General features: G+C 30.3%; 21 protein-coding genes. 5 read left to right on the forward strand and 16 right to left on the reverse strand.

All coding sequences use genetic code 11. The annotated features are described in order from the left end of the window. Positions 1-7 precede the first annotated feature (7 nt). Positions 8-580 carry a flavin reductase family protein gene (locus ACQ3F0_RS01660; RefSeq protein WP_428863288.1) on the forward strand — a complete coding sequence of 191 codons (573 nt, stop codon included), beginning with the start codon at positions 8-10 and terminating at the stop codon, positions 578-580. A gap of 25 nt (positions 581-605) precedes the next feature. Here the strand turns inward: ACQ3F0_RS01660 and ACQ3F0_RS01665 are convergent, their stop codons facing one another. The 5 genes from ACQ3F0_RS01665 to ACQ3F0_RS01685 all read right to left on the reverse strand — a co-directional run bounded on the left by ACQ3F0_RS01665 (position 606) and on the right by ACQ3F0_RS01685 (position 4119). Beyond that, on the reverse strand, positions 606-809 hold the full coding sequence (locus ACQ3F0_RS01665; protein ID WP_428863289.1) for a DUF4177 domain-containing protein: 204 nt from the start codon (positions 807-809) through the stop codon (positions 606-608). Positions 810-991: 182 nt separating this feature from the next. Then, a complete protein-coding gene (locus tag ACQ3F0_RS01670) occupies positions 992-1378 on the reverse strand; it encodes a hypothetical protein (protein WP_428863290.1) in 387 nt (128 codons plus the stop codon). A gap of 67 nt (positions 1379-1445) precedes the next feature. Further along, positions 1446-2768 carry an amidohydrolase gene (locus ACQ3F0_RS01675; protein WP_428863291.1) on the reverse strand — a complete coding sequence of 441 codons (1323 nt, stop codon included), beginning with the start codon at positions 2766-2768 and terminating at the stop codon, positions 1446-1448. Positions 2769-2786: 18 nt separating this feature from the next. Further along, positions 2787-3257, reverse strand: coding sequence for a hypothetical protein (locus ACQ3F0_RS01680; protein ID WP_428863292.1), 471 nt, complete (start codon positions 3255-3257; stop codon positions 2787-2789). Continuing rightward, positions 3250-4119 carry a DUF3100 domain-containing protein gene (locus tag ACQ3F0_RS01685; RefSeq protein ID WP_428863293.1) on the reverse strand — a complete coding sequence of 290 codons (870 nt, stop codon included), beginning with the start codon at positions 4117-4119 and terminating at the stop codon, positions 3250-3252. The genes ACQ3F0_RS01680 and ACQ3F0_RS01685 overlap by 8 nt, the downstream gene beginning before the upstream one ends. A gap of 649 nt (positions 4120-4768) precedes the next feature. On the opposite strand from ACQ3F0_RS01685, the gene ACQ3F0_RS01690 reads away from it, so the two are divergent. After that, the gene (locus tag ACQ3F0_RS01690) at positions 4769-4936 is read left to right on the forward strand and encodes a hypothetical protein (protein WP_428863294.1); all 168 of its coding nucleotides are present in this window, start codon (positions 4769-4771) and stop codon (positions 4934-4936) included. Positions 4937-5577: 641 nt separating this feature from the next. Continuing rightward, entirely contained in the window at positions 5578-5937 is a 360-nt protein-coding gene (locus ACQ3F0_RS01695) for a hypothetical protein (RefSeq protein ID WP_428863295.1), read from the forward strand. A gap of 23 nt (positions 5938-5960) precedes the next feature. Here ACQ3F0_RS01695 and ACQ3F0_RS01700 read toward each other — a convergent pair whose 3' ends face one another. The 3 genes from ACQ3F0_RS01700 to ACQ3F0_RS01710 form a co-directional block, all read right to left on the reverse strand. Then, the gene (locus tag ACQ3F0_RS01700; RefSeq protein ID WP_428863296.1) at positions 5961-6719 is read right to left on the reverse strand and encodes a lamin tail domain-containing protein; all 759 of its coding nucleotides are present in this window, start codon (positions 6717-6719) and stop codon (positions 5961-5963) included. Positions 6720-7048: 329 nt separating this feature from the next. Further along, positions 7049-7804: a zinc ribbon domain-containing protein gene (locus tag ACQ3F0_RS01705; protein ID WP_428863297.1), complete on the reverse strand. Its 756-nt coding sequence runs from the start codon at positions 7802-7804 to the stop codon at positions 7049-7051. Between the two features lie 96 nt (positions 7805-7900). Beyond that, complete coding sequence (locus tag ACQ3F0_RS01710; protein WP_428863298.1) at positions 7901-8602, reverse strand: hypothetical protein; 702 nt, start codon at positions 8600-8602, stop codon at positions 7901-7903. Between the two features lie 737 nt (positions 8603-9339). Between ACQ3F0_RS01710 and ACQ3F0_RS01715 the strand changes: the two genes are divergently transcribed. Together ACQ3F0_RS01715 and ACQ3F0_RS01720 are read left to right on the forward strand one after the other, a co-directional pair. Then, entirely contained in the window at positions 9340-10077 is a 738-nt protein-coding gene (locus ACQ3F0_RS01715; RefSeq protein ID WP_428863299.1) for an Rv1352/Rv1906c domain-containing protein, read from the forward strand. A gap of 851 nt (positions 10078-10928) precedes the next feature. Continuing rightward, positions 10929-11678, forward strand: a complete 750-nt coding sequence (locus tag ACQ3F0_RS01720) for a CPBP family glutamic-type intramembrane protease (protein ID WP_428863300.1) — start codon at positions 10929-10931, stop codon at positions 11676-11678. Positions 11679-12181: 503 nt separating this feature from the next. On the opposite strand, the gene ACQ3F0_RS01725 is transcribed toward ACQ3F0_RS01720, so the two are convergent. The 8 genes from ACQ3F0_RS01725 to ACQ3F0_RS01760 form a co-directional block, all read right to left on the reverse strand. Then, a complete protein-coding gene (locus ACQ3F0_RS01725) occupies positions 12182-13459 on the reverse strand; it encodes an FAD-dependent oxidoreductase (protein WP_428863301.1) in 1278 nt (425 codons plus the stop codon). Next, a complete protein-coding gene (locus tag ACQ3F0_RS01730; RefSeq protein WP_428863711.1) occupies positions 13456-14406 on the reverse strand; it encodes a sulfide/dihydroorotate dehydrogenase-like FAD/NAD-binding protein in 951 nt (316 codons plus the stop codon). Before ACQ3F0_RS01730 ends, ACQ3F0_RS01725 begins: the two co-directional genes overlap by 4 nt. A gap of 106 nt (positions 14407-14512) precedes the next feature. Further along, a complete protein-coding gene (locus ACQ3F0_RS01735; RefSeq protein ID WP_428863302.1) occupies positions 14513-15598 on the reverse strand; it encodes a GerAB/ArcD/ProY family transporter in 1086 nt (361 codons plus the stop codon). A gap of 183 nt (positions 15599-15781) precedes the next feature. Then, complete coding sequence (locus tag ACQ3F0_RS01740) at positions 15782-16798, reverse strand: LacI family DNA-binding transcriptional regulator (RefSeq protein WP_428863303.1); 1017 nt, start codon at positions 16796-16798, stop codon at positions 15782-15784. Next, positions 16782-17996, reverse strand: a complete 1215-nt coding sequence (locus ACQ3F0_RS01745) for a M20 family metallopeptidase (RefSeq protein WP_428863304.1) — start codon at positions 17994-17996, stop codon at positions 16782-16784. The genes ACQ3F0_RS01740 and ACQ3F0_RS01745 overlap by 17 nt, the downstream gene beginning before the upstream one ends. Before the next feature lie 16 nt (positions 17997-18012). Then, positions 18013-18759 (reverse strand): glutamine amidotransferase, encoded by a 747-nt coding sequence (locus ACQ3F0_RS01750; protein WP_428863305.1) that lies wholly within the window; start codon positions 18757-18759, stop codon positions 18013-18015. A 46-nt stretch (positions 18760-18805) separates the two neighbouring features. Then, positions 18806-20074 (reverse strand): M20 family metallopeptidase, encoded by a 1269-nt coding sequence (locus ACQ3F0_RS01755; protein WP_428863306.1) that lies wholly within the window; start codon positions 20072-20074, stop codon positions 18806-18808. A 28-nt stretch (positions 20075-20102) separates the two neighbouring features. After that, positions 20103-21038 (reverse strand): nucleoside hydrolase, encoded by a 936-nt coding sequence (locus tag ACQ3F0_RS01760; RefSeq protein ID WP_428863307.1) that lies wholly within the window; start codon positions 21036-21038, stop codon positions 20103-20105. Between the last annotated feature and the right edge of the window lies 1 nt (position 21039).

Genomic DNA, 21039 nt, shown 5'->3' on the forward strand with positions numbered 1-21039 from the left:
AAAATAAATGAGTAAAAAAATTTTTAAAGGAAGCGTTATGCTAAACCCTGTTCCTGCTGTTTTGATAACATCCTCAAATTCAAAAGGTAAAACTAATGTTTTTACTGTAGCTTGGACAGGAATAGTGTGCACAAAACCTCCGGTTTTATCTATAAGTATAAGACCAGAGAGATTATCATATGAATACATAAAAAGCAACGGTGAGTTTGTAGTTAATCTACCATCAAGCAAAATGGTTAAAATACTAGATTACTGTGGAGTTAGATCTGGTAAAAAAGAAGATAAAATAAAAAAATTTGGCTTAACTTTAAAAGATAGTTCTTGTGTAAAAGTGCCTTATATTGATGAATGTCCAATATCCTTGGAATGCAAAGTTCGCGATATAATTCCACTAGGCACTCATGATATGTTTTTAGCAGATATAGTTTCTTGTAATGTTGAAGAATCTTTAATGGATCAAAAGGGGAAAATTCATTTTGAAAAAGCCAATTTAATAAGTTATTCACATGGAGAGTACTTCAAATTAAATGATAAACCACTAGGATCATTTGGCTATTCCGTTAGAAAGAAGAAAAAATAAGGCATTTAAGTGCCTTATTTTTATATCATTTCACTTCTCTTTCAAATATCAGCTCAAAGAAAGACGCTACCCCATTTCCTAAAATAGGTGGTGCAAAAATTTGTAATAACCTCCATCCTTCTCTTAAGTTTTCTTCAACTATCTTATGATAATCTTCACTTGTCTTAAATTCTGACATTCCGGATATCCCTATCTGAACATCGACTTTTACAAATTTACATTCATGCATAGTTTTTCCTCCTTGGTTTAAAAATTTAACAATAATATTTTACTAATATTGCAATTTTTATGCCAAGTTATGTACACAAAAAACTACTTTATTATCTCCACAATTTTCTTTTATGAGTTAATTATGAATCATATTTAACTCATAAAAGAAAAAAATGAGTCTTTTTAGACTCATTTTCATTGTTACGCATTATCTCTTTTAACTTTCTTATCTTTAAATATTATTGATATTTGCATTTTTGTGTTCTGGTCTAATTTTCCATTAAGCATTAAAGAATTATCTTCAATTACATAATCAGATATTTTATCAATGCTAATATGTACATAGTCTAATGTAGCCATACCATTTGTTGGGTTATATCTGTTCATCATAATAAACGGATCTGAAAAATAAATATCAAAATACTCATAATGAGTTTGTATCAAAACTTCATCATTATTGTTTAATATATTGATTTCACCTTTACATTGATATTCTGTTGTTTTCTCGATAGTTCTTTTTAATTCCTTAAGTTTTTTTAGATCAATTTCATTTATTGCTTTTATATATTCTTTAAAAGATATACTCATATTGTCAACCCCCTATAAATGATAATATATATTATATAGGGATTCCTTTGAAATGTCTATAATTGATTTAAGCTTCTATAGTTGAACTTATACTTTCTAACACATCTAAATATTCCTCTTTTGTTAAAGTAGGAAGATGCGTTGCTAAAATATCCTTTGCTTTTTTAGCATTATCAAACAATAAATCTACAACTGTTGTAGCCATAGCCTTTGCAGGAACAATATAAGCCAGTTCTTTATCACTTACTTTAAAATCCCTAGTATGCAAATCTCCGCTAATTCCACCAATCATAGGATGGAGTGTTGGCATAATATGAGATACATCTCCAAAATCAAAAGAACCTGTAAAGTCACCACCTTCTGAAATAGTTTCTTCTGGAATTATTGATTGCAAATTATTTTTGAACAAGTAATCCAAATCAGTATTTTTAAGTAAAGGCAAGTATCCTGGTATTTCATCTATCTTTACACTTGCACCTATTGCCATAGCACCTGCTAAAAGAGAACGATTTACCTTTTTATTTGCATCTATCATTCCATCTATAGTTCTTGCACGGACATAGGATTCCATACGTACATCAGCAGGAACCACATTTACTATATCCCCACCCTTTGTTATTATTGGATGAACTCTGACTTTGTCAGCTTCAGCAAAAGTTTCTCGTTGTGCATGAATGTTGTTAATAGCTAGCATTGCTGCATTCAGAGCATTTATCCCTTTTTCTGGAGCTCCACCAGCATGGGATTCTTTTCCTATAAACTGAACTTTTTTTCCTATGAATCCGTTTCCTACTGGACCTATTAATGCTTGTTTACCTTCTCTTGATAAATCTAAAGAGTGAATCATCATTGACATATTAACGTCATCAAATTCTCCATTTGCTATCAACTCTTGTTTTCCACCAAAGAACTTTATTTTACCAGCTTCTTTAAGTTTTGAACGATATTCTAGCTCTACGAATTCTTCTGCTGGTACTGCCATAAAATCAATTTTACCATTCAATTGTTCAAATGCTTTAGAACGAATAAGTCCAATAGCAACACCAATCATTGCTGCTGTTTGTATATGATGACCACAAGCATGAACTGCACCTGTTTCTTTGTCAGCATCTTTATGCTCACTGCACATAATAGCATCTATTTCACCTAAAATTGCAATTCTAGGACCGCATTTTTCTTCGTTAATACTGCCACGACATCCAGTAACAGCAATATTACTTTTAACAGACAAACCTAATTCTTTGAATTTATCACATACAACGTTAGTAGCGTAGAATTCTTTATAACCAAGTTCAGGGTGAGAATATATATCTTCCCCTATGGATATAATTTCTTCTCTATGCTGGTCAATAGCTTCACAAATTTTTATTTTTAATTCTGCTTTATTCACAATGCTCGCCTCCGACGATTATATAATTCCTTGTATCTTTAATACGATTTGAGAAATAATAGCTGATCCAAAGAATGTACTTGTAAATACCACTAGAGATATTAATACAATCTTCCAACTCATTGATTTTAATTCCTTAACTTTATTTCCTACAGAAATACCCGCAAATGCTAGAATTGGAGTAGTTGTTGATAGGAAATTTATTTTATTAGTATATTCTAAAAATAATTTTGCTGTAGGCATAAATGGCATACTTAAAACTAAAGCTATCATAGTAGCCCATGCAAATGCAGGGAATTTCAGATTTGGAAGTAATCCTTTTATAATTAATGAAAGCATACAAATTAACACTATAAGTATAATCCCTGGTATTGCTTCAACTACTGAAAATTCTTTATCTAATATCGTAAAACCAATCTTTTGAGCCACTAAAACTAATACACCTACTACTATAAGTAATTTTAATTGATCTAAACTTTTCTTAAGCATCTATATTAGCCCCCTTTTTTGAAAATTTTGGTGCTACTTTATCGTAATACCAATTGGTAAAAGGAAGTGCTAAAAATACTACAGAATACATTCCAGTAACCCCCGTCAACATATTACTAGTAGCTGCATAAGCAAGTATTGTATCTTTCATTTCTGGTGATGATGCAGCAGCTAAAGATGATGATGCAGCTGTCATCATACTACCGCTTCCCATTCCACTAGCCATAGCCAATGCATAAGGATGTAATCCTGAAGCCACAGAAAAAGAACCTAAAAGTCCAAAGAAAATAGTACCGAATACAGTACCTATCATATATGTACCTAATACTCCTGTACCTTCTGGAGAGTTCATTCCATATCTTTCACCAATGATTCCTAAGGTAGGTTCTCTGCATATACTGACAGTTCCTCCAACAGCTTCTCTTTTTAATCCTAAAAGTAAAGCTAACGGTAATGCAATTACTGGAGTAAATAAATTTCCAAGTTCTTGTAATAAAAATGCTGGTCCAGCTTGTACCACTTTTACAATATTAGGTCCAACAAGTGTGCCGTATTTTACTCCAAGAGGTAATAACGCTAACATAACCATTGAACCTGCTAATTCTATTTCATCTTTTGATATTAACTTTCTTAATCCTTTAATAGGTTTTCCTAAAATATCTGGAGTAATTATCAACCCTATAATAACGGCGTATAACATTGGTAATAATACAACGGAACCTGGTCCTAATGAATATTTTTTAATTCCTATTAACTCAGAAATAATTATAATACCTAATACTGTTAAAAAAAGCTTTAAAAAAATACTAGTTCTACCCTTTGTACTTATTATTTGATTTTCAGTTAGTGCTTTCTTTGACATAATTAATTTTGCTCCCTTCTAATTTGGGTTTTTATTTATAATATATGAAAAATTATATATAATCCTCCTTTCATTTTCCAATATTATATATACATTATATTATCTTCTATTATTAATGTAAATTACCAAATATGATTTAAGTGCTAAATATTTTATTTTACTAGAAAATTAGATTGTTTACATTTGATTCAGTTTACATAATTTTTATTATGTTTTATTTGAAGTTCAGTTTTAATTAATTCCTCTGAAGCAATTTATCTACAGTTATTTCGCATTATGCCACCAACATTACCTAAACTTAACAGTATATCAATTTTTTCATAGATTTTAAAATGTGCACTAGCTTTCTTTGATGTTATGGCTGCTACACATTCTGTCCATAGTTGGTACTCTTTTTTATATGAAATTTAACTAAGTTACAAAATTAAAATTTAGACAGGTTAAATAATTAGAAATTTTAAAGATTAAATTATAAAAATCTCTATCAATTATATGTACCTCCCTAAGCCTCTTGCTTATTTTATACATGAATAATCTTTACGGATTGAGAACTAAACTTCTAGTTATAAAAACAAATTATTGCTTTTGTAAAACATGTTCAAATAGGATAAATATGTTATAATTATTAAATTAAGTGAAGAGGTGAAGTATGAAGAAAATAATAGGTATTGTAGTAGTTTTATATTGGTATTTTTTTATGGGGGGTATAACTTCAATATGTATAAGTTCATTAGGATTTTTTCCAGGGATGATACTAAGTATTATAATAGGTATACCAGGCTGTCTAGTACTTAAAAAGATATTTAAACCAAAATAAATATTACTAAATTGCCATAAAACATATACAAAAATTTAATGTTAATATATAATAAAAAACTTGTTAACTTAAAAACCCATTAAAAACTTATAAAAAGTATTCAATGGGTTTTTATTACTTATTTTATTTGAAGAAATCCTCATATTTAAAATATAAGACGTTCCATTGAAGAAGACCAAATTTTCTTACACTGTTTATTCTACTAATCAAAATGAAAAAAATTTTTCATAAAATCTATCAAACCATCAGTCAATGGAACAATAAAAAATAAGATTACAAGTAAAAAAATAGTGCTTGCTGTAAATAAAGACATATACCTAATGAAACAATTCAAATCAATGTATAAATAATCATTGTTCAAAAAGGACTGGGAATTATTAAACCATTTATTACAGATATAAAAGTTTTAATAGAGGAGACTGTAAGTCTTACACAGTAGGTTCTAAGTATATTTTAGACGTACTTTTCTTATATTGTGTAGTAATGTGTATCTGAATAATTCAGCTTAATGTATAATGCAAAGGCAATATATTGGAAGACATAAAGATATTGATGAAGCAAACATTTGTATATATACTATAAATAGCAATATGATAATCGTGATTATTTCATAACATTCATTGGAAGGAGAGGGTAGAAAAATGGTTTATGCTGATGTAGTAAAAAGCTGTGATGAAACTAACGCGCAAAATGAATGTACTAAAGAAAAGCAGGAAGCATTGGCTCAGGCTCTTTGTAAGTATTGGGATGAGCTTTCTGTAGATGCAACGGAGGGTAATGAATGCTTAGCGGAACTTACAGAGCGAATATCGTGGGCAAAGAGCGTGATTCGCAGAGGAATCCCTTTCTTTTCTACAGAAAAATGTAATAGTTGGAGTCTAATTTTCTTCAATTCACATTTTACCAATAACATCACTTCCTTAAAATTAGTATATTTACTTATTCTATATAATGTCATAAATTTCCTTTTAATAAATAAAAGACTACTCATTTTTAAGTAGTCTTTCTAAGTAATATACTAATTTTATTTTGATGATACTAATTGATTAGATGCATTATAAAGTTGTGCTGCATCTCCATCGTTGTTCCAAATATAAGAGCCGGTCCATTTTAAACTTCCTGTAGATTTTCCGCTAGCTATAGTTATAGTAGCTCCAGCTTTTAATACATAGTTACTAGGAAAATTATAAGTTTGATTTCCTTCTACACTAACAAGTTTCCATCCAGACATATTTACATCTGAGGCACTGTCATTTTTAATAGTAACTATCTCTTGACTTAAATCAACACTAGCTATTTTAACATTTGCGTTGTTTGTAGCAGTTGCCATTGCTCCATCTGTGCCTAGGTAATATTTGCCTATCCATGTATTGCATAACATTAAACCATTTGCATCAAAGTAATACCATTTTTTACTTGCAGAATCTTGAGCCCATCCATTCGCTACCATAGCTCCGTTAGAACCTAAGTAATACCATGTTGAACCACTTTGAACCCATTTATTTGACTCCATAACTCCATCAGTGGTAAATAAGTACCAAGCTGAGCCTGATTTAGCCCATCCAGTAGTCATAGTACCATCATTACCCATGAAGTAGCATCTTCCAGCTGAATCTTTAACCCAATTGTTTTTAACTATTTGATTATTAGTGTAATAGTTCCATGACTGTCCATTAGATACCCAACCATTTGCTGCTAGTGCCTGTGTTGTAGGTAATAGTGTACCAAACATAACAACTAGCATTATTATTGCACTAATAAATAGTTTTTTAGTTTTTTTCATTATTTTCATCCTCTCTATAATTCACTTTTACAGAACTGTTTTATTATACTATATTTTATATTTTTAGTGTTGTATGTAATTATTTTTACCAATTATATTTTTTTAGGATGAATTGATTTTTTATTGTATTTTTATAGCATGTTTAGGAGTTAAATAGTTTGACTTTATAGGTAGTTACACAGGATTATTGACAGATATATAACAGAAAAACCTTCATTAATAATAGAAAAAATAAATTCAAAAGCCTATTATCCTGTTTTAAGGTCATCTAATACTAAAAGCCCTTAAGTGCATCTTCTACATTCAAGGGCTTAAAATTTGAAAAAACATTATAATATTTTTTCACCGCATTTATTGCAAAATCCTGAATCATCAGGTAATTTATTACCACATTTCCTACAATAGATAAATTCTCCTACTGTATTATAGTCTTCTACCGGTTTCGTATTGTTAGCATTTTCTTTCATAATCGCCAATGTTGACAAGATTTCTTGAGTTTCCTTATATATTGATTTATAAATAAAAGAGCTTGTCTTCATTTTAGTTTTTACCATATCAAAATATATAGTAGGCTTACTAATATTATTAACAGTAATTTTGATTTTCAAACTATTTACTACTTTCTTTTGTTTTCTTTTTCCGGTAATTCCTCCTAAAATAGCACCTACTCCACCACAAAGAAAAGCTCCAACAGCCGCTCCACCTAAGCCACCTTTAATAATACTTTCACCATCTTCAATTAATTCAAAAGAAATTATATCCTCATAATTAAAGATTATAGGATTTTTCATTCTACCGCTTATTACCTCATAAATTAACCATTGTTTATTATCTTCATCAATTTCTATATAAGTACCTATTTTTTTAGTTGCATTAAAACTAAGCAATTTTTCCTTCTGAATCTTTTCAATTTCCATACGCTTTCTAACATCAGATAGTGATAGCTTTTTCAATTCTAATACTATCCTTGGATTACACATTTTCAAACAATCTGAACATATCCATCCATCTATAATCTTATATTTTTTTGAAGAAATTTCTTTTTCGCAATGCGAGCATACCACTTTGTTTCCAAATAATCCCATAATAATCCTCCTTAATTATTTTAACATCAAAATTTACTCTAATCTTTTAACAAATTAGTCTAAACTTTCTTTATAAACTTCCATTTTTTCTAGCATTTATTCATCAAAATAATGATGTCTAAAAAAATCTGATGCAAGGTTACCTAAATTAGACGTCGAGAAATTTTCCCAATTAATCTTCTTTAATTCATCTGTAGAAAACGATACCCATTGTGCAATACCATCACTTTTATTACCATATACATCGACGAATGTTGTTTCATGTGCAATTTTAAACTCAGATAGTTCATAGAATTTATCAATTTTGCATAATTCCTCAATCATTTGTTCTATATCATACCCCATCTGTTTCTTAATCATTCCCTTAGTTAAACTATCTAACATTTTTATATTTAATTGTAATTTTGTTTTAGCTTCGTCTTCATAAGTTAAATCCATAAATCTATCTTCAAAAAGCTCTTTTGAAATATCAGAAACTCGCTCTTCTATAGTAGCATTTTCTAGTAATTCTTGTTCAGCTTCCTTTTCTTTAATTTTTCCCTGATTTTTTGCATCCATTTTATCGGGCAATTCATTAATTTTAGCATTAATAGCTACTTCAGGCTTTCCTGAAAGTTGTGCCCCAAATGACTGGAACATCATTAAAGACATTCCTCCAAATATAACTGTCAAAATAATTCTCGGTACTAATTTGCATCGTTTATTCTTCCACATTAAGAATAGTCCTATTGGTGGAATAGTAAATAATGTTAGCCACATAAACCAAGTGTGATTGTAAAATTTCTGTTTGTTTTTCATGTAAATTCTTCCTTACGTATAATGCTCCACAAAGAGGATTATACCATTATTGATATTTATTTCAATATTTTCAACAATAATATATATAATATTACATTGTTTTCAATTCTTCCAAAATAACATAAATTAAATTTAAAGTATATAAGAATTTTTTTAGTCTATACTTTAAATAACTTCACATTATACTTTAGCAAAGAGTGCCGGCTTTATGCTGGTGCTTTTTCTATCTATGTAAACATAAATTTGAGGAGGTTATTATTTTGTACTATATATTAAAGAATTTAAGTATATGAGAAATAAAGTGTTACGATGAAAACTTTGAAACGTTTGGTATTACTAGCTTTGCAAAGTGATGGCTTTCTATTGTTAATGATGTAGGTCACTCTAATTAACACTTTAAAAGCATCAGTCTTGATACGTATATATCATGTATTCATGTAGCCTTATTTTTTTAATTCACATTTTACCAAAAACATCACCTCACTACATTAGTATATATATTTAATTTTACAAATATTATTATTTTCCTTTTTGAAAGCAAAAGACTTCTTTTTCTTATGAAAAATTTATATAGTTCTATTAACGTTATTATTTATCTTATTAATTTACATATTATTCATTCATATACAATTTAAATTACATATACCATTTCATTTCAATATATGTTACAATTAACGAGATTTGTATTTATATCAACTAAAATTACAGAAAAAGTAATCTTATAGGAGGAAAACGAAATGAGTAAATTATTGCAATGTAAAGCATGTGGTAAAGAAGTTGCAAAAGGAGCAAGATGTCCTAGCTGTGGAAAGGATAGTAGAAGTTTCTTTGCTAAACACAAAATACTAACTGGAATAATTGTACTAGCAGTTATTGGTGCATTTGCTAGTATGGGCCAAAATAGCGATAAATCAAATATGGCAAATAGTAATAATACAAATGCTACATCAGATAAATCTGAATCTAAAGATACAACTGTGAAATATAAAACTGGTAAATATTTAGTTGGTGAAGATATTGAAAGTGGATTATATAGAGCAACTATAACTGACCCTATTATGAAAATGGGTTATATAGAAAGAGCAAAAGATGTTAGCATGGGAATAGATAGTATTATTGCTAATATCGTTATTACTGGTAATGGATATGTAGAAATATTAGATACTGACGTTGCTGTTAAACTTCAAGGTGTAGAAATTGAACCTATAAATCTTGAAAAATTATCTCCAAATTTAAAAGAAGAATTAACAGATGGAATATATTTAGTAGGATACGATTTAACACCAGGAACATATAAAGTCGAAGTAACTGATACAACTACAGGTATAGGGTATGTTGAAAGAAGTAAAAGTGTTGCTATGGGAGTGAACGATATTATTGCTAATGAAGCACTTCAAGGACCAGGATATGTTGAAATTAAAGAGGGTGACTTTGCAGTAAGATTACAAGGTGTAAAACTAACTCTAAAAAAATAATTAATTTAATGTATACTCACAAAGTAAACTATCAAGAATCTAAATAACTTCACATATACTTTAGCAAAGAGTGCCGGCATTATGCTGGTGCTTTTTCTATCTATTTAAAAATAAATTAAATTGAAGGAAGTATATTGTTATAAGTTGTATATAAAAATACTTTTCTATACTTTTAATTTCAATGCTATTAGTATCTTCAGTTTTTACCTTTTGGGGAACTAAAATATTTGGAACTGCTGGAGGATATATAGGATCATTGATAGGAATATTGCTAGTTTCTATTTGTGCTTTAAAAGTTTTATTTAGAAGAGATAATTGAATAAAAAATACATACCTTTGCTGCTAAGTATAGGGAATTTTTGTTGTTAACTTAAAATCTCTGAAAGGATTGATATTGCTTGTATTCGACTTGATAAATAGAGTAAAAAACTCGTTAATGGTATATATCACCCAGATTAACAGCTTTTTTATTGCTCGAAATGATTAAAACTGCTTATACACATATTTATACCCATATTTATACCCATATTTATAGGGGTTATATGCACATATATATACGCATATTTTACGAATCGTTAATTAACTCTAAAAGCCAAATATTATAATATATACTATTTATAGAAATATTATCATGATGAAATATGAGATATGTGTTATAATTTCCATATGAGTTAAGTCGAAATAGTACAATAAAATTTATTTCTTAAATTGTGAATGGAAGCAATGAAACGTAACTTATAAATAATGTTGAAGTAATGATAATAAACTATTTATGTTACTTAGCGGAGGGGATACTAATAAAAAATCGAATGAACGTTATAAAAATTTGGTTATTATTTGCAGTATTTATTTTGCTTTTTCTTGTTAATTTCAAGTTGAAAACAACTATCGGATTAACTGCATTAATGTGGCTAATATCAGATATATGTGTACTTATAATGTCACTGTTAATGCTTATAAAAAATAAACTCCCAAATAAAAAACAAATATTAATTTCATTACTATTTGGGGTTTTAATTTTTATTGCATATAAAGGAATAACAATTTCATCAGTTAAAGTATTTTTAGTTATGTTTTTATCTTCATTAGCTTGCTTTAGTATATTTAATAGATATAAAAATAACGCATTAATATTTTTAAAAAAGGATAATTTAAAATCGGTATTATTGAGTATCATTATTGGACTTATTACTGGTATTGTATTAGGAATAGTTAATCTTTTTCTAAACAATGGTACACCTAATTTAAGAATTACTCTTACATGTTTTTTAACAGCGTTGAGTCCAGCAATATATGAAGAAATTGCATTTAGAACATTTATGTTCGCTTTATGCATTTACTTTTTAAAAGGTGATTTAAATACAAAAATTGAAAAATTCACTTGTTATTTTATGATGATAATCCCACATGTTATGATTCATACACCAGAGCAATTCGTTAAATACGGTTTGATTTCAGGTATTATAAGTATATTTATATTAGCATTATTATTTGGATTACCGTTTGCTTTCTTGCAAAAAAAGCATGATATAACTTCAGCTATGATTGCTCATGGAGTAGTTGATATAATTCGATTCTGCTTTTTGGGATTGCCATTTTAATGATCTAATAAAACAAATCCTATAGGCAGAGAAATACGTGATTTTATTATATTGTATAGTAATGTGTATCTGAATAATTCAGCTTAATGTATAATGCAAAGGCAATATATTGAAGACATAAAGATATTGATGAAGCAAACATTTGTATATATACTATAAATAGCAATATGATAATCGTGATTATTTCATAACATTCATTGGAAGGAGAGGATAAAAAAATGGTTTATGCTGATGTAGTAAAAAGCTGTGATGAAACTAACGTGCAAAATGGAAGCGAGGTTCAGAGCCTTGGCAGATTAGAAAGTCTGGAGAATACTTCATACATACTCCTAACCATCCACATGCAATGGAAACCATGGACGAGCCTTTATTCGCCTTATGGGCATGGACCGGTGATTTGGAGAAGTGGGCGCAGTGGGTAGACAGTAAAGACGACAATTAATTAAACTCGCTCACAAAGAACCCTGGGTGGAATTTTTTTTCTACCCAGGGTTCTTTGGCTATCAAATTAGTTTTTCTGCCAAAACTCCATTTAAATTTACTTTACTAACCCTCTTCTCTATTTCATCTTTATCAATGGTATATAAATTCTTTTCTTTCATTCTCTTAAAATATTCAGCTCCTGCAAATGTATATCTATTTCTTCTTCCTTCTGGAGACATCAATCTGTAATTTGCATAGGCAATAATATCTCCAATAGCAATGGTCTTAGGTAATATAAGCATTGGAATTCCCATTCCGTATCTCACAGCATTATGTCCTGCTAAGGATCCTGTACATATAGCTTCTGTGTGCCCTACGAATAATCCTGCTTTTTCACCTGCACAGAATAGATTTTCAACTCCTTTGACCCTCATATCATTTGTTCTTGGTGCTACTGATAAATATCTTATAGAGTTTCCTTTTCCACCTGCGTAAGGATCAATGTATTTAGCCCTCTCAAATCCTTTAATTTTTCTCAATTTTGCTAAAGGATAATAAGTTGTCATTAATTTTACATGGCCTGTATCTAATAAAACTAAATTCTCTGCAAATTCTTTAAGAGCATACTGTTGACATACCTTTACTTTTAATTTATCTAAATTTATATCTTCTGCTGGAACTTTTGCAATATAAACTCCTTTTTCTTCAATCTCTTTTATTATTTCAGGATCTAGACTATCTTTTGATAATTTACAACTTCCACTCATTGCTCCGAATACATCAACATCTCTTTCAGCCTGGAGATCTTCCACTCCAGCTCTTGCACTTAAGCTTACTCTTGGTCCAAATGCAGGACATCTTAGTACACACATTGAGCATCCGTTCCCATATCTCAAACAATTTCCCATAGGCCCTGTTGAACCTGTTGTTTCAATAAAGACATCACCTTCTACATATTCTCCATTAGCAAAAAATATACCTTTTATTTTTCCATCTTCTACTTTTACATCAATGGCTCTTTTAATTAAATTGATCTCTATTCCCATAGATTTTATATAATTTTGAACTTCAGCTTCAATTATATTAACATCGTATAACCATGCGTTTTTATGTCCAGGGAAAGATATATCTTTGTGTCTGGAATTTGTATCTGTAATGTTTATTAAATCCCCTCCACCAAGCTCAATTAATTCCTCTGAGGCCGTAAATCTACCGTTGTTTCTCATTATGCCACCAACATTACCCAAACCTAACAGCATATCGGTTTTTTCATAGATTTCAACATCTGCACCAGCTTTTTTTGCAGTTATGGCTGCTGCACAACCAGCCCAACCTCCACCAATTATAATAACCTTCATATAAATCTTCTCCCTTCAAATATAAATTCAGGATCAGTTTGAAGCTTACAGAGTCTTTTTACTCTATGTCCTTTAAATCTTGCTGTACAAGCTCCACATATTCCTTCACCACAACACATCTTTGCATTATTACAACAGCTAATTGCAACTTTGCCTTTTACAAACTCTATTACTTTATAAATCAATATATCTGCCGCTGAGACATGAATTAAATTTACATCCTCATTTTCTAATTTATCTGTAATTATAGTTTTCAAATCAGTTGTAATTTCTCCATTTTCAAAGGTATTGCACAATATTACTTCCGCATTACATAACTGAAGATAATCATCAATAAAATTATTATTAAAGTTAGCTTTGTCTAGAACAACTATTATTTTATTCCCATGAGCATAAAGCTTCTTCATTACTGGTACCATAGGCGCTTGCCCTATTCCTCTTGCGATAATTATAGAAGTAGCGTCTTTCGAATCATGAACATGCTTTAGTCCAAAAACTCCATTCCAAAATGGCGCTTTAACTAAAATATCTTCACCAATATCTATTTCATCAATTCTTTTAGTCTTTATTCCTTTTATCTCAATTGCTACTGTTATCAAATTTTTTATAGCATCTGCTTCCATTATAGATATAGGTGAATTATACATTTCATCACAATTTGGATTTCTAAGAAAAACAAAACTTCCTGGTCCCAACAAGCTCTGTACTATATTATGAGGTAACAATATTTTTAATAAAATAACGTCTTTGAATAAATATTTTTTATCAATGATTTTACATCTATATGTCTTTCTTCCCTCCTTAGCTTTATTACCATTCCAAACATATTCTTGATATATACATGTTCCTTTCCAATTAACACAATCGCAAAAACATTTGCCTGATAGCTGTGAACATAGGAGACAATCTCCTGTTTCTGCTAAATGACAAGGGCAATCTTGTGTTATGAAAGTGCGATAAAATTAAGATAGCTAGCTTGATATACTTTATAAAGGTTATCTTATTAATTAATATTTTAGTTAAAGTACATCATAAAAATACCGTAAAATTGCGCTACGGTATTTTTAATCGTTTCTTTCTGACTTCTGCAACAATAAAAATCATAATTGGAAAAACTACTTGAAATAAAATAGCATAAGATTCCCAAATCTTATCAGAATATTCCCAATAATCAATGACTCCTACGAATAAAAAGAGGGATAAAGTTAGCATGAATAATGCAGTGGGAATTACTAAGAATTTATAATCCTCAAAGTTAAATGTCTTAGCAATTCCTTTAGAAATAGCTAACAAATATACGCTTACTTTAATAAACGCACCTAATACATAGACAATAGATATAATGAGTTCTATTCTCTCTATACTAGCACTAATGCCTATTCTTGCCATAGTAGAATATGTAGGGTAACCATATATTGAAGCCATGTTTATACCTAATACTAAAACGTTAGTAATCGAAATGCCTAATAGTATTATTCCTCCTAGGAAACCCAACCTATAAATTTTATAAGGAGATTTTTTACTTTTAAAATTAGAAAAAGCCGCATAAATGGTTACTATCTCTCCAAAAGGAAAAACAAAAGTAGCAAAAGTACCTTTAATAATTGGATTGATACCGTTATTAAAAATAGGTCGTAAATTATTTAAATCCATATTAGGAATGGACAATAATATTGAAATAGCAATAAAAGCAATAAACCCTAAAGACATATATTCGGCCCATCTTCCTATTAATTGAATTCCAAGTTTTACTGCCCAAGCACATAAAATCATAATAATTATCTTTATTACTATTAGAGGAGTCTTATCTAAACTGCTTAAACTAATAAAATAGCTAACATTCATTAAAACCATTGTTCCTGACTCTAAAAAATAGTACGTATAAAATATCACCATTATCTTACCTATAAACTTTCCGAAACAGATTTCAAGAATATCAAATAGATCTTTATTCGGTAAGATATAGCACAGCCTACTATACATAATCGCAATAGGCATTATGAGAATTAGTGCTAAAATCATAGATATCCAGAAATCTTGTTCTGCTTCAATCCCCCGTACATCTAGAGCTGCAGTTCCAACTAAAAACATTATTATTATAACTATTCCTTGTTTATCAGAAATAACTTCTGTATTCATAAAAATTTATTCCTTCCAAGTTAGAATAAAATGACTTTTATATTTTATATTTATCTTTCCCTAATTAAACTAACTTATGAAGAAGAGTTAACTACCTATATTATATTTTTCCAATTTAGAACCTCATACAACTTAGGAATAGATAGGGCTGCTCCTGCACTTCTAACAGCAATGTCACTTACCTTAGTAGCTAATTCCAGTGCTCTCTCTAACAATAAGTTCAGGAGTTAACATGATTTCTTTCAAATTATTTTCATCACACTTCTTTTTATTAATAATCAAATCAGCAGCTATTGTTCCAACTTTGTAAATTGGCTGTTTGACTGTTGTTAAAGGAACATCCAACAACTCTGAGAAAAAAATATCGTCATATCCTACTAGCGAAATATCCTCTGGTATTGAATAATTATATTTTTTTAGTTGAGTATATACACCATAAGCTGACATATCATTAAAAGCAAACACCGCGGAAATACATTTTTCTGAAAGTACGTCAATTGCCTCTTTCCCACTATCAAAGGTATAGTCACCTTCATATATTATCGAACTATCATAAGAAATACCTTCCTCATTTAAAGCCTTTTTATATCCCTCTAAACGGTATTCAGAGTCATTAAGATATAAAGGTCCAGTGACACATGCAATTCTTTTGTGTCCTAGTTCTATTAAATGCTTCGTTGCTAAATATCCACCTTTAAAATGATCTGTTGCAACGAAATTACAACTTTTTTCTTTTACTGTTCTGTCAATCATTATATATGGTATTTTTATGCTATCCATCAATGATAAGCTTTCAGATGCATTTTCAAAATTACTATCCGCTGACATTGCATATAGTATACCATCTACTCCTTTATCAGCTAGTACCTTTATATATTCCATATCTCTTTCATGAAGGTCATTAGTATTGCATAATATTAAATTCCAGCCGTTCTTTCTACATTCATCTTCTACTCCTTTTGCCAAATTCGAGAAAAAAACATTTCGAATATCCGATATTACAAGACCAATAGTTTTAGTTCGTTTTTTTACTAATCCAACGGCTAACTGGTTAGGTCTATAGTCTAGTTCCTTTACCGCCTTAAAGATTACTTTCTTTGTTTTATCCGATATTCTTTTTCCCTTACCATTTAAAACAAGAGAAACTGTTGTAGCAGAAAATCCAGTATGCTTGGCAATATCTTTAATCGTAACTCTCATTATTTTTGCCTCTTTCTATCTCCTTATTTTGAACTTGTAAAGAAATATCATCTTTAGCATACAAATTCTTCATAACCTCAATAGCCATTTTATATTTACTTATTTCTACATATTCATTCGGTTTATGTGCCATACTTGGGCAACCGGGACCAAATAAGATTACCGGAGAATCTTTATTTTTCTCAGTAAAAATTGATGCATCAGTAAAATAATTTATTCCCATCATCTTTGCATTAAATCCCTGATTATTGACTAAATCTTTTAATTGTCTTACCCATTGATTACATTCATTAGTATAAACAGAGGATCTATGATTTAATACTTCATAACGAATTTCAAGTAATTGTCTATTCATCTTTGCATATTTTTCACAAATTTCGTCTAACTTATTAAGTACTTTAGCTAAATTAAGTTCTGGAGTCATTCTGATATCCATGATAATTTCACAAGAATCTGGAATCATGTTAGGTGAAATTCCTCCATTGATAGATGTAATTTCAGCTGTAGCTTCTTTTAACACGGGATGAAAAAATTGTTGAATAAAGCTTCTCAACTCACTGCATATCTCAAAACCATATTGCACAGCATTTATCCCCTCTTGAGGGTAAGCACCATGACTTGTTTTTCCCTCAATAAATATCTTCAGCCATAAGCAACCTTTTTGAGCAATGCCTATGTTACAATCAGTGGGCTCTGCAATAATCATGACTGACGGTAATCCTAGAAGCTCATGTTCAATAATTTTCCTTGCTCCAGTTCCTCCACTTTCTTCATCGCAGGTAGCTATAAATCTAATATTACAATAAGGTACTATTCCTGATTCTTTCATAAAACAAAGTGAATGCACCATAGCAGCAAGTCCACTTTTCATATCACTTGCTCCCCTAGCATAAACTTTATTATCTATAATAACTGGTTTTGCAGGGTCACTTTCCCACCCATCAAGATTTCCATAGGGAACAGTATCAAGATGTCCATTCCAAAGCATCAATACATCAGAATTTAATCCAGATATATCTACAATTAAATTACTACGATTTTCATCAACAGTCTGTACTTTCGAATCAATACCATAACTTCGAAAATATTCTTGTAAAGACTTAGCTAATAAAGCTTCATTTGATACCCCATTGACTGTTGGAATTTCTAAAATGTTTTTAAGTAACTTAATTGCTTCCTTCTGTTCTTTTTCTGTCATAGATTTCACCACCTATTTATTTCTTTACAACCCAGTTAACAATTCCTTGCCACATTTTATTATAGTATGTCCAATTAACAAACTCTGGAGGTGCCCAATGTGGTGCACAATCAGATGTAAATACTGCACTTTTCCCCTTTCCAAAAGTTCCAAATGCAATTAATGGGTCTTCCTCTATCATTACAGGTACAATTGCATTATCCTTTGGTATAGTTTTATTGTAACCTAGTATATTTGGCCATTCTTTAGGAATTCCCTCTAATGCTTCATGAGCACTCTCAACTCTTGGCAATACTCCTTCACAATGTTCCATCCTATCATCTACATTAAGCACTTCTACAGGTAATACATCCTGAACAGCCGTATCATGCCATTTACCTTTAGCATCCACACCTGAAAATGTCAAGTATCCACCAACCATAATCAGTGCTCCACCATCCAAAACATATTCTTTTATAAGATTACAACGATTTGGTTTTTTTATACTTTGTGTAAAAGTTTCAACTGGTAGCAATAAGGTATTTGCACCAATATCAGATAGTATAATGCAATCATACTTTTTTAATTCTTCTAAAGTATATGGAAACTGCTCATTAGCTAAATGGTTTGGAAGAAAGTCAACAGTATATCCATCTTCCTCTAAAGCAGCCTTTAGCCATTTTTCACCAGTTTCATAAACTGATGTGTAAAAACTGTCAAATCCTTTTACATGAGTTGTATAACTCATCCATGATTCTCCTGCTAATAAAATCTTCTTACTCATTGTCATTATCTCCCATCCATAATATTTAAATTATTTTAATAACTCATTACTCTTTGCCCCATTTTAAAATTAAATAAGCGTAAACAAGTATTGCTTCCAAATAAGCATCTATAGACAAATACTCATCTACTGCATGACATTGCTCTAAGTTCCCTGGTCCAAACTGCAAAGTAGGACATTCAGCAATATTATTCCATATTCTGGAATCGCTTCCTGCAGGAGATCCACCTATTTTTACTTTCTTGCCTAATGCATTTTCATATGAATCAATAAAGGTACATACAAAGGAGTGCTCTTTATCCATCTCAAATGCTCCTCCTGCTTGGTATATTGTAATTTTTGGAGGATGCTCATTTAACCATTCGTCCCCATTACTCCTACGTTGAATAGTTTCTGTAAACTCTTTTTCTATAATACTTTTATTCATTAATTTGGGAAGATAATGGACACATACTTTAAAAGAACATTTTCCTGCTACTGTGGAACCTGCAGTACCACCATTAATAGTACCTACATTTAGACTAGGGGAAGGTAACAAGGGATGCTTATAAGTCATCAACCATTTATGTTCTAACTCACTTAATGCATCAACCAATTTAAAAGCCTTTTCAATTGCACTAACACCAAGTCGTTTTAACCCTGATTGAATTGCTTTACCTTCCACTTCGACTTTAAAGAAAACAAATCCCATATGTGCTAATATCAATTCATCTCCTGTTGGCTCACAAACTACAACACCATCAGATTTCTGTCCATTAATAGCAGCTAAAATTGAACCATTTCCACCACCTTCTTCATCAACAACCGAAGTAATCTTTACATCGCCAGGAAGATCAATGCCAGTATCTTGTAAAAGTTTAATAGCCATTGTTGCAGCCATCAAACCACCTTTCATATCACACACTCCTAGCCCATACATTTTTTTATCATGAATAGTAGATTTATGTGGATGTACGCTCCACAGTTCCTCATTTCCTGCAGGCATAGTATCTATATGTCCGTTGAACATAAGACTCTTTCCACCTTTGCCTTTGAATGTTGCATACACATTATATCTGTTATCATAATTGTGTCCTGGATTTCCTTCGTCATGATGTTCAATACTTTTTTGAATAACCTCTTCTTTCATTGAATCTATCAATATCTCATCTGCATCCATTTCTTTAAATAATGATTGCATATATTTCTGACCATTTATTTCAAAGCCACCATCTATCCCATGCCCCAAATCATGTGTATCTATTGCAACTAAATTAGATAAATGTTGAATATAAATGTTCTTATTTTTTTCTAAGGTTTCTCTTAAGTTGATCATCTACATTCACCTCCTTCAGATATCATGTTTAACTATATTTACAAATTTGCTTCTCTACTATATTCCAGAATTTTTCTACATCTATTTCTACTGCAATTTCTGCATTGGGTTCTTTTTCACAAAAACCAAAGAAATCACAATTTGTTCTACCATAGCTTTGCGTACTGCGAATATCAACTTCTGTATACATAGATTTAGTAACTAATACAGATTGATCTATTAAGTATGCAATAGTAACTGGATCGTGAAGAGGTCCTCCATCCCATCCAAATACTTTCCTCTGAGTTTTATTGAAAAACATCATTAAATCTTCAAATAATTTTGAAGCATTATTTTCTATTTTCTTCATCCGTTCTATAATATTGGGATAGCATAGTACTTTTCTTGTTACATCTAGTCCAACCATTACTACTTTCCTTCCACAAGAAAATATCACGTGTGCTGCTTCTCCATCTGCTAATATATTAAATTCTGCTGCAGGAGTAACATTTCCTAATTGAAATGAACCTCCCATAATAACAATTTGTTTTATCTTTTCAATAATTTTAGGATTCATCCTCATAGCCATAGCAAGATTTGTAAGAGGGCCTGTTGCAACTAATGTTATATCACCATCGGATGCCATTAATGTATCTATAATAAATTGTACTCCGTGTTTTTCCTCTACTCTCCTTTTTAAAATGCCAAAGTTTGGACCATCAAGGCCGGTCTCTCCATGAATTTCTGGCGAAACAACTTGTTTATCACGTACCATAGGTTGACCACATCCTGAATAAACAGGAACATCTAAATCAAGATATTCACAAACTCTTAGCGCGTTTTTTGATGTTTTATCCAATGTTTGATTCCCTGCAACAACTGTTACTCCTAATAAATCAATCTCATCTGCTTTTCCAGCCAACATTATAGCAATTGCATCATCATGTCCTGGATCACAATCTAATATAATTTTAAACTTATCCATT

Origin of the sequence: Clostridium sediminicola (assembly GCF_050402865.1) — a bacterium.
Lineage (GTDB): Bacteria > Bacillota > Clostridia > Clostridiales > Clostridiaceae > Clostridium_AF > Clostridium_AF sediminicola.